This window comes from Enterobacter sp. 04-C-12-SI-ECC, from assembly GCF_047530715.1.
GTDB classification, from domain to species: Bacteria; Pseudomonadota; Gammaproteobacteria; order Enterobacterales; family Enterobacteriaceae; genus Enterobacter; species Enterobacter bugandensis.
In genome coordinates this window covers 26518-36313 of record NZ_JBLKDI010000021.1, presented here as the reverse complement: position 1 = coordinate 36313, position 9796 = coordinate 26518, and the positions used below count along the sequence as shown (strand labels likewise).

Sequence of the window (9796 nt, the reverse complement as noted above, 5' to 3'; positions counted from 1 at the left end):
GCGCCTTACCGGGCCAATAACAACTCTGAACCGTAGGCCGGGTAAGGCGCAGCCGCCACCCGGCAAAAAACGGCGTTACTGCATCCCTAACATCCTCGGCAGCCACAATGATATCGCCGGGATATACGTCACCATTCCCAGTACTACCAGCAGGATGCCGTAAAATGGCAGCATCGCCCGCACCACGGTTTCAATCTTCTGCTTACTCACCGCGCTCGCCACAAACAGTACCGACCCGACCGGCGGGGTGATCAGCCCGATCCCCAGGTTAACCATCATGATCATCCCGAAGTGCACTGGGTCGATCCCCAGCGCGTTGGTCACCGGCAGCAGCACCGGCGTCAGGATCAGGATGATCGGCGCCATGTCCATCAGCGTGCCGATCAGCAGCAGCATGATGTTGAGATACATCAGGATCACGTACTTATTATCAGAGAGCGACGTGAAGAACTCGGTGATGCGCATCGGCAGCTGCATGTAGGTCATCACCGCGCCAAACGCCGCGGCAAAGCCGATTAAAATCATCACGATGGTGACGGTTTTCACCGTGCGGCACATCAGCTTCGGCAGTTCGCTCCATTTGTAGTCGCGGTAGATAAACATGGTGACGAAAAACGCCCACAGGCAGGCCACGGCGGCAGATTCGGTGGCGGTAAAAATCCCGGACAAGATCCCGCCGAGGATAATCACCACCGTCATCAGCCCCCACAGGGCATCGAGCATGATTTTCAGCGCCTGTCTGAACGGGATTTTATCCCCCTTCGGGTAGCCGCGTTTGCGGGCGAAGCACAGGCAGAGCACCATCAGGCTCACGCCCAGCAGCAGGCCCGGCAAAACGCCCGCGATAAACAGCGTGGCGATGGAGACCGTCCCCCCCGCAGCCAGGGAATAAATCACCGAGTTGTGGCTGGGCGGGATCAGAATCGCCTGCACCGACCCGCTCGCCGTGACCGCCGCCGCGTATTCGCGCGGATAGCCCTTCTTCTCCATCTCCGGGATCATGACGCTGCCGATGGACGCTGTATCCGCCACCGACGAGCCAGAAATCGCGCCGAAGAACGTCGAGGCGACGATGTTCACCAGCGACAGCCCGCCGCGGATAAAGCCGACAAACACATAGGCGAAGTTAACCAGCCGTCGGGCAATGCCCCCTTCCGCCATGATCGCTCCGGCAAGGATGAAGAACGGGATCGCCAGCAGGGTAAATTTGTTCACCCCACTGGTGATCTGGATCATCAGCGCCTCCAGCGGTAAATCAATCCACAGCGCACCTGCCACGGCGCTCAGCCCCACGGCGAAGGCCACCGGCATCCCCAGCGCCAGCAAAATGGCGAGGGTGAATAACAAAACAAAAGCATCCATTGTTCACCCCTTAACTGTGATTGCCGATCAGCACGACCGGACGGTTTTCCTGCGCGCCAAACAGCAGGCGTTCAAGCACAAACAGAATCAAAATCGCCGACCCGATCGGCAGCGGCAGGTAGCTTTCGCCGGAAGTCAGGATCGGGAACTCCGCCACCGGCTGCTCCCACAGCTCGACGCACAGCCAGTAGCTGTACCAGCACATCAGACCGGAAATCAGCAGCATCAGCAGATCAACCACACGTACACACAGCTTTTGCAGCGACGCGGGCAGACGGTCGGTGAGCATATTGACCGCAATGTGCGACCCGGCGCGGTAGCTCACCGCCGCGCCGATGAAGGTGAACGTTACCATGCAGATAATGGCGACGGGCTCCGGCCAGGATTCGCCGCGGTTGAGCACGTAGCGTGAAAAGATGCCGATGGGGATGACAATCGTCATCACCAGCAGCGAGACACCCGCCACCGCCATGGCGAGCAGGTACAGACGGTCCATCCACTTCAGGTAGAGTTCGGACATACGTGCTCCGTATTACTGGACGTCAGCGATGGCTTTCATCAGATCCTGATGCTTGTCGCCATACTGGGCGCGCACCGGCTCTGTGGCCTTGATGAATACCGTCTTATCGATATCGTGGAACTGCACGCCGCCCGCCTTCATTTTCGCCAGCGCCTGGTCGTTATACGCATTCCACAGCTTGCGCTGTTCGAACTGCGCTTCACGGGCCAGGGTCAGGATTTTTTGCTGTTCATCAGCGCTCAGCTTGTCCCATTTCACTTTTGAATAGAGCAGCATTTCCGGGGTGATAAAGTGGCCGCTGAGGGTGTAGTTTTTAGCAACCGGCATGTAGTTGTGGGCGATAAAGGTGGGCGGGTTATTCTCCGCGCCGTCGATCACGCCGGTCTGCATGCCGCTGTAAACCTCGCTAACGCCCATCGCCACCGAGTTCGCCCCCATGTCCTTCAGCGTGGCGAGTGCCACCGGGCTGCCCTGCACGCGGATTTTCTTCCCTTTCAGATCTTCAGGTTTGACGATCGGCTCTTTGGTGATCAGGTTGCGGGTGCCGGAATCCATCCAGCCGAGGAACACCAGGCGGGATTTCGGGTTCGCGGTCAGCTTGTCGCCGATCTGCTTGCCGATATCCCCGTCGATCACTTTATGCATATGATCCTCATCGCGGAAAACGTACGGCAGGGTGAAGACTTCGATATCCGGCAGGATGGCGGCAACCGGCGCCATGGAGACGCGGATCATGTCAATCGCCCCCATCTGCGCCTGCTCAATCATCTGCTTTTCATCCCCCAGCACGCCGCCGGGGAAGACCTTAATCTCCAGCTTGCCGTCGGTTTGTTGTTTGAGTTTTTCACCCATGTGCTGTACCGCGACCACGTTCGGGTAGCCTTCAGGATGCACATCGGCGGCTTTGATGGTTTGGGCAGAAACGGTGCAGGCAAAAGCAGACAGGCACAGCGCGGCCAGTAACGGCTTGAGGGTCGTATTCATTGAGTCAGCTCCAGGGTAGCGATGTCAGCGTTAAAACAGTGTTTTATTTTTTTACGCTTAGAAAATAGACTAGCCCGGGAGAAGCGTAGGTGAAGCGCCTCACAAAAGCGCGAATTTATGAAACGATGGTTTAAATTTGTGAGGGCGGTAATGCCGGGTAACGATGCGGCCATACCCGGCGGGGCATGACCGCGCGTCAATCAGGAAAAATAGCTCATGACCAGGCCTAAAAACAGCACCAGACCGACATAGTTATTGTTCATAAACGCTTTAAAGCAGGCTTCGCGTTCGCGTTTTGCAATCAGCTTCTGCTGGTAGGCAAACAGCAGCCCTGCTACCAGTATCGACCAGTAAAATTCCCAGTTCAGTCCGTTCAGGCGCGCAATCGCGACCATCAGCGCCAGTACCGCAACCTGCAGAATGCCAATGATAAGTTTGTCCTGGCGTCCAAAGAGAATGGCGGTGGATTTAATGCCAATTTTCAGGTCATCGTCGCGGTCAACCATCGCATATTGCGTGTCATACGCTACGGCCCAGAGGATGTTCGCCAGGAACATCAGCCAGCAGCTAAGCGGTAAGGACTCACTAACTGCCGCAAACGCCATCGGAATCGACCAGCCAAACGCCGCCCCCAGCACCACCTGAGGCAGATGGGTGTAGCGCTTCATAAAGGGATAAACCCAGGCCAGTGCGAGCGCCGCGACGGACAGCAGAATCGTCATGGTGTTCAGGGTTAATACCAGCAGGAAAGAGAGCAGCACCAGAACGATGAACAGTACGCGCGCTTCTTTCCCGGTCACCTGGCCGCTGGGTAGCGGGCGGTTGGCAGTGCGCTTTACGTGGCCGTCAAATTTACGATCGGCATAGTCATTCACCACGCAGCCCGCCGCGCGCATCAGCCAGACGCCGGCAACGAATACGCCCAGGATCCACAGCGGCGGCATGCCCGGCGTGGCCACCCACAGCGCCCATAAGGTCGGCCACAGCAGCAGCAGCGCGCCAATGGGTTTATCGGTACGCATTAAGCGGTGATACGCCAACAGCTTATTCTGCGTCAGGGTCCACTCCATTTTTTCTTCCTCTTAGTACAACGGTGATGCCGGTAAAAATAGCTCCGTCAGGATTAACGGCTTACCGCTCAGGCGAAGGCGGGAACGGCGCCCCCACAGTTCGGCATCACGCCCAATTTCAATGAAATCCCTGGTCAGCTCAGATGAGGTGAAAAGATAACGTCCCAGCGGCGTTTTCCCCAGCCGCTGCAGCGCCAGCTCAGGCCCGGATAGGGTAGATTCGGGCACCACCGTCCGCCCGGCAAGCCAGGGTTCGCCATCGGCACAGAGTAAAATTTCACGCAGCCAGTAGCGTTCCTCTTGCGGCAACAGCGGCAGCTCGCTGGCGATCTCATCGCCGGAGACAAACCCTTCCTGTATCAGGGTTACCGTGACCGTTTTACCCTGTTGCTCAAAACGTTTTGTCATGGAATCTTCCAGCAGCAACCAGTCCAGCTGCTGCGGATCAAGCGCAGGTATTTGGTCGAAATAGCGCAGCGCACGCAGTTGCGTTAGCGCGGGGTGTGACATGCCAGACTCTCCGATACATAACGTAATGGCATTGTATCGCAGAAACGGGCAATGAGGGGGGGCCAAACGTTATTTAACGATCACTATCGCAACATGGGCGCAACAGCCTGGCGAATACGAAAAAAAGTGCGCCCACTCAGGCGCACTAAACTACTAACAAATCAGCACTGTGGGGAACAGTTACCCCTTGCCTTTTACACTGCTGATAAAGGTGGAACGGGCAGTGGTTGAACCTAAACGTTCGGCTTCATCAAGCAGTTTCAGCGCTTTATCGACATCGCCGCGCTTCACCGCCTGCTTAATGGCGTTGTTGAAGTACTCTTCGGTGTCGTTCAGTACGGGCTCGGCTTTCTTCGCCGGGGCTGGCGCTGCGGCGGCGACCGGTGCGGCTGCCGTGGCAGCAGGCGCGGCGTAAGCAGGTGCAGCAGTATTGCCCACGGTAACAGGGCCGTTACCGGAGGAGCCAAACAGCGGGCCGACCAGCACGCTGGAGCCGCTGTTCGTTTTCACCTTCAGCTTTAACGTTCCGTCGGTGACGTGACGAGCAATCGGGTCCGGAATATCAGGAATCGCGTTACCGGTGCCTTTTGCGTAGGCTTTAGCCGGATCGAGCAGCGTGGTGGTCTTCTGGAGGTCTTGCTCGGTGGTAAAGACCAGCACGTAGAGTTTTTGCTGGCCCAGCGCAGGGGTCAGGCGCATGACGCCTTCCAGACGATCGGCGCTCATCACACCAGGCTCCTGGTAGGTAAAGTATTCGCTTGGGAAAAAGGCAGATGGCGTCATGTTCTGATCGAGGATCAGCACGTTTGGCGCAAATACGCTCGTCTGCTTGTTAACTTCACTGGTCAGGGTAATGGCCAGCTCACCGATATTGGCGGGTACGCTATAAGCAGCGACCGGGCCGGTTATACCCGGAACATTAAGCGACTGGCCGCCCGTTGAGAGCTGGGTGGTCTGGGTTTTAGACTGATCGACAGGCGTCCAGACAAGCTGTTGCAGTGCCGCTGTCGGAATAGTTGGCGCAGATGTTGTGTTTTGCGGAACGAAGTTGACGTTAGCGAGCGTTACGGCAGGCGCGCTTGCCAGCAGCCCTGCGGATAAACAAAGGGCAAGGAGAGTTTTGTTCATTTTCATTGTTATCACCTCAAAATGCACAGGTTCAGCGGTAGCCAGGCAATAGCGCGCCGTCCCAAGGATTGAGGGGCTTGCGCCCCTCAGTTTGGTCATTACGTCAGGTTAAGACGGGATTACCACCAGATTTCCATCTGGGCGCCGAAGGACCACTCGTCGTTGTCGCCACGACCGAAGGAGCTTCCATTGAAACCATCTTTGAACGCTTTACCGTAGTTAGCGTTGTTAGATGGGTTACCGTTGTAGTCATAACCCCACTTCTCATCCCACTTGGCGTAGGTTGCGAATACACGGATTGCCGGGCGAGACCAAATGCTGTCGCCTGCCTGCCACTGTTGTGCCAGGGTGATTTTGTACTGGTTGTTGGTTTCGTCAGCGCTTTGTGATTTCACGTTGTCGTAACCCACTTCCAGCAAGGTGCTCATGATAGGCGTCCATTTGAACATCGGACGTACACCCACGGTCCACCACTTGGTCCCGTTGTTGTTATCCCAGTCGATGTCCTGGTACATACCGACATACATCAGGTCCCAGCGATCGCCCAGAGAGATTGCACCGTGGTCGAGAATACGCAGCAGGCTACCGTTGTTGTTAATGTCGTAGGCATAACCCGAGTTAGAATCGATGCCTACACCAGAACCTTGAGACAAGCCTTTACCCTGAGACGTCATTGAGTCAGTGGCATACTGAACCACAAACTTGTTATAGCCCTTCAGCATGCTCTGGGTGTGCTCAGCGGTGAACATCCAACCATCTTTTGAAGCACCATCAACCAGGCGATAATCATCACGCGGGTTAGCACGACCGTAATCAACACCCAGTTCCAGAGTGCCACCTGGGTTGATTTCCATCTGTGCCAGGCGCACGTCAAAGACATCGTTCGCTGTACGAGTGGTGTAATCATAAATACTATTGCTGGCGAAAGAGGATGAACCGCCTGCTTCGGAAGAACGGGTTGCTGCCAGAGAGAGCTTACCAAAACCGACATCGATGTTTTCCAGACCCGCACCAGGACCAGAGATATCCCAGTAGTAGAAGTCGATCATGTGTACGTCATGACGCTGATAGAAGCGCTTACCGGCCCAGATGGTGGAACCTGGCAGCCATTCGATCAGGTTTTTACCCTGCACGTTAGCTTCACGGAACGCCGGGTCAGTGGCTTCCCAGTCGTTCTGCTGCGCCACGGAGTACGCTACGTTGGTGTCGAAGTAGAAGCTCTTGTCGCCTTCTTTCCACACTTCCTGGCCCAGCTTCAGTTCCGCATAGGTTTCACATTCGTTACCAAGACGGTATTTACTTTGGGCACCGGTTGCCTGGAAGCACTGTTGTTCGCCGCCACTACCCGTCCAGCCGATACCGGAACGAGCATAACCATGGAAATCCACGGCCAGCGCCTGAGCAGACATTACGCCCGCTGCGACGGCAACTGCCAGAGGAAGTTTGCGCAGAGTAATCATCATTCTATCTCCTGAGATCATTGCTTTTCTTTGAACACTTCACCTGTCGGTTTCGTGTCTTCTTTTGGGATTGCTTAAACGCCTGGCTCTTTGTGCAGCCGACGACATGCGGTGCCATCCTCACGGAACAGATGGCAGCGCTCTGGCGGCAAGCCGATAGCGAATGTGGCACCCTCTTCTACCAACACCACGTCGTTCTGGCGGTAGACCAGGTTCTGACGGATGGCGGGGATCTGGATATGAATCTGTGTTTCGTGACCAAGCTGTTCGACGACCTGAACTTCACCTTCCAGCGTCACATCCGCAATGTGGCTTGGCAGTAGATGCTCAGGACGGATACCGAGGGACATATTTGCCCCGACCTGTACGTTGGCGCTGTCGACCGGCAGCCAGACCTGCTGGCGGTTTGGCAGCTCCACCTGTACCTGTTCAATGGCTGTCGCCGTCACTTTGACGGGCAGGAAGTTCATCTTTGGCGAGCCAATGAAGCCCGCAACAAAGCGGTCTGCCGGGTAGTGATACAGCTCCAGCGGTTTGCCCACCTGCGCCACGCGACCGGCGTCCAGCACCACAATTTTGTCGGCGAGGGTCATCGCTTCGACCTGATCGTGGGTGACGTAAATCATCGTGCGGCCAAGGCGCTTGTGCAGACGGGAGATTTCAATACGCATCTGGACGCGCAGGGCGGCATCCAGGTTAGAGAGAGGTTCATCGAGCAGGAACACGCGCGGCTCGGCCACCAGCGTACGGCCAATCGCCACGCGCTGACGCTGACCACCGGAAAGCGCTTTCGGTTTACGCTCCAGCAGGTGCGCCAGCTGTAACACTTCCGCCACCTGCGTAACGCGCTGGTTAATGACCTCTTTTTTTGCCCCGGCCAGTTTCAGGCCAAAAGACATGTTCTCGGCAACGGAAAGATGGGGATAAAGCGCATAAGACTGGAACACCATGCCTACGCCACGTTCGGCAGGCGGGATGTCGTTCATTCGGGTATCACCGATCAGCAGGTCGCCGCTGGTGATAGTTTCAAGACCGGCAATCATACGCAGCAGAGTTGATTTACCACAGCCTGATGGGCCGACAAACACCACAAACTCGCCTTCAGTGATGTCCAGATTGATGTCTTTCGACACCACTACGTCGCCCCAGGCTTTCGTTACATTACGCAGCTGTACGCTCGCCATGCCCTTCTCCCTTCGTTACAACCTGTCACCGACAGAAACATTCAAGATAAGTTCACTATGGGGTATCCATTACTTTCGTGAATCCTCCACCCCCCGCCTTTTTTATGGGGGAGGAGGCGGGAGGATGAGAGAACAGGCTCTGCGACCGCAGCCGGGGGGCTGAGGCGAAATTCGTGAAGCCGCCTGCAAAATTCGGTGGGTTTTTATGTGCGCCAGCACTCATAACTTAAATTTATGCAACGGAGATCACACAAACGGGGGGTGGGGCGTAGGGGTTGGGAGGATGGAAAGAGGATGTCAAATAAGGAGACTGAGTCACGTTGAACCACCTTATGTATCCACGAGCACATCACCAAAAAGGATGGCAGATATGAATATCAAGACTGGCGCACGCGTTTTCGCATTGTCCGCCCTTGCAGCAATGATGGTTTCCGCCCCAGCGCTCGCCAAAATTGAAGAAGGCAAGCTGGTTATCTGGATTAACGGCGACAAAGGCTATAACGGCCTGGCCGAAGTGGGCAAAAAATTCGAGAAAGACACCGGTATCAAAGTTACCGTAGAGCACCCGGACAAACTGGAAGAGAAATTCCCGCAGGTTGCGGCAACCGGCGACGGCCCGGACATCATCTTCTGGGCACACGACCGTTTCGGCGGTTACGCGCAGTCTGGCCTGCTGGCTGAAGTCACGCCAGACAAAGCTTTCCAGGACAAACTGTTCCCGTTCACCTGGGACGCCGTTCGCTATAACGGCAAGCTGATCGCCTACCCAATCGCGGTTGAAGCCCTGTCACTGATTTACAACAAAGACCTGGTGCCAAACCCACCAAAAACCTGGGAAGAGATCCCGAAACTCGATAAAGAGCTGAAGGCGAAAGGTAAATCCGCCCTGATGTTCAACCTGCAAGAGCCGTACTTCACCTGGCCGCTGATTGCTGCCGACGGCGGCTACGCGTTCAAGTTTGAAAACGGCAAATACGACGTGAAAGACGTGGGCGTGGACAACGCGGGCGCGAAAAAAGGCCTGACCTTCCTGGTTGACCTGATTAAGAACAAACACATGAACGCGGATACCGACTACTCCATCGCGGAAGCGGCGTTCAACAAAGGCGAAACCGCGATGACCATCAACGGTCCGTGGGCCTGGACCAATATCGACAAGAGCAAAATCAACTACGGCGTGACCCTGCTGCCAACCTTCAACGGCAAGCCGTCTAAACCGTTCGTGGGCGTGCTGAGCGCGGGCATCAACGCCGCCAGCCCGAACAAAGAGCTGGCGAAAGAGTTCCTGGAAAACTACCTGCTGACCGATCAGGGTCTGGGTGAAGTGAACAAGGACAAACCGCTGGGCGCCGTGGCGCTGAAATCCTTCCAGGATCAGCTGGCAAAAGATCCACGCATCGCGGCAACCATGGATAACGCTCAGAAAGGCGAAATCATGCCGAACATCCCACAGATGGCCGCGTTCTGGTACGCCACCCGTACCGCCGTCATCAACGCTGCAAGCGGTCGCCAGACTGTCGATGCCGCGCTGAAGGATGCTCAGGGTCGTATTACTAAGTAAGAAGAAAAACGGCGGGT

The 9796-nt window shown here is 56.0% G+C and carries 9 protein-coding genes; 1 reads left to right on the top strand and 8 read right to left on the bottom strand.

Features of this window, described 5'->3' with window-relative positions:
* Nucleotides 1-75 precede the first annotated feature (75 nt).
* The 8 genes from ACMWL8_RS21050 to malK form a co-directional block, all read right to left on the bottom strand.
* The gene (locus tag ACMWL8_RS21050; RefSeq protein ID WP_045260960.1) at nucleotides 76-1362 is read right to left on the bottom strand and encodes a TRAP transporter large permease; all 1287 of its coding nucleotides are present in this window, start codon (nucleotides 1360-1362) and stop codon (nucleotides 76-78) included.
* A gap of 10 nt (nucleotides 1363-1372) precedes the next feature.
* Nucleotides 1373-1882 carry a TRAP transporter small permease gene (locus tag ACMWL8_RS21045; RefSeq protein WP_045260961.1) on the bottom strand — a complete coding sequence of 170 codons (510 nt, stop codon included), beginning with the start codon at nucleotides 1880-1882 and terminating at the stop codon, nucleotides 1373-1375.
* Between the two features lie 12 nt (nucleotides 1883-1894).
* A complete protein-coding gene (locus ACMWL8_RS21040; protein ID WP_028015134.1) occupies nucleotides 1895-2866 on the bottom strand; it encodes a TRAP transporter substrate-binding protein in 972 nt (323 codons plus the stop codon).
* A 200-nt stretch (nucleotides 2867-3066) separates the two neighbouring features.
* Nucleotides 3067-3936 (bottom strand): 4-hydroxybenzoate octaprenyltransferase, encoded by an 870-nt coding sequence (gene ubiA, locus ACMWL8_RS21035; RefSeq protein ID WP_028015133.1) that lies wholly within the window; start codon nucleotides 3934-3936, stop codon nucleotides 3067-3069.
* Between the two features lie 12 nt (nucleotides 3937-3948).
* The gene (gene ubiC / locus ACMWL8_RS21030) at nucleotides 3949-4446 is read right to left on the bottom strand and encodes a chorismate lyase (protein ID WP_014882105.1); all 498 of its coding nucleotides are present in this window, start codon (nucleotides 4444-4446) and stop codon (nucleotides 3949-3951) included.
* A 180-nt stretch (nucleotides 4447-4626) separates the two neighbouring features.
* Nucleotides 4627-5580, bottom strand: a complete 954-nt coding sequence (gene malM, locus ACMWL8_RS21025; RefSeq protein WP_045260962.1) for a maltose operon protein MalM — start codon at nucleotides 5578-5580, stop codon at nucleotides 4627-4629.
* A 113-nt stretch (nucleotides 5581-5693) separates the two neighbouring features.
* Nucleotides 5694-7037 (bottom strand): maltoporin, encoded by a 1344-nt coding sequence (locus ACMWL8_RS21020; protein WP_028015131.1) that lies wholly within the window; start codon nucleotides 7035-7037, stop codon nucleotides 5694-5696.
* Nucleotides 7038-7108: 71 nt separating this feature from the next.
* The gene (malK, locus tag ACMWL8_RS21015; RefSeq protein WP_028015130.1) at nucleotides 7109-8218 is read right to left on the bottom strand and encodes a maltose/maltodextrin ABC transporter ATP-binding protein MalK; all 1110 of its coding nucleotides are present in this window, start codon (nucleotides 8216-8218) and stop codon (nucleotides 7109-7111) included.
* 370 nt (nucleotides 8219-8588) lie between these two features.
* Here malK and malE point away from each other — a divergent pair, with 370 nt between their 5' ends.
* Nucleotides 8589-9779 carry a maltose/maltodextrin ABC transporter substrate-binding protein MalE gene (gene malE / locus ACMWL8_RS21010; RefSeq protein ID WP_032644952.1) on the top strand — a complete coding sequence of 397 codons (1191 nt, stop codon included), beginning with the start codon at nucleotides 8589-8591 and terminating at the stop codon, nucleotides 9777-9779.
* Nucleotides 9780-9796 lie beyond the last annotated feature (17 nt).

Bases quoted from the DNA above. Each gene is read 5' to 3' on its own strand.
- ACMWL8_RS21050 (WP_045260960.1), bottom strand. From the start codon at position 1,362: ATGGATGCTTTTGTTTTGTTATTCACCCTCGCCATTTTGCTGGCGCTG.
- ACMWL8_RS21045 (WP_045260961.1), bottom strand. From the start codon at position 1,882: ATGTCCGAACTCTACCTGAAGTGGATGGACCGTCTGTACCTGCTCGCC.
- ACMWL8_RS21040 (WP_028015134.1), bottom strand. From the start codon at position 2,866: ATGAATACGACCCTCAAGCCGTTACTGGCCGCGCTGTGCCTGTCTGCT.
- ubiA (WP_028015133.1), bottom strand. From the start codon at position 3,936: ATGGAGTGGACCCTGACGCAGAATAAGCTGTTGGCGTATCACCGCTTA.
- ubiC (WP_014882105.1), bottom strand. From the start codon at position 4,446: ATGTCACACCCCGCGCTAACGCAACTGCGTGCGCTGCGCTATTTCGAC.
- malM (WP_045260962.1), bottom strand. From the start codon at position 5,580: ATGAAAATGAACAAAACTCTCCTTGCCCTTTGTTTATCCGCAGGGCTG.
- ACMWL8_RS21020 (WP_028015131.1), bottom strand. From the start codon at position 7,037: ATGATGATTACTCTGCGCAAACTTCCTCTGGCAGTTGCCGTCGCAGCG.
- malK (WP_028015130.1), bottom strand. From the start codon at position 8,218: ATGGCGAGCGTACAGCTGCGTAATGTAACGAAAGCCTGGGGCGACGTA.
- malE (WP_032644952.1), top strand. From the start codon at position 8,589: ATGAATATCAAGACTGGCGCACGCGTTTTCGCATTGTCCGCCCTTGCA.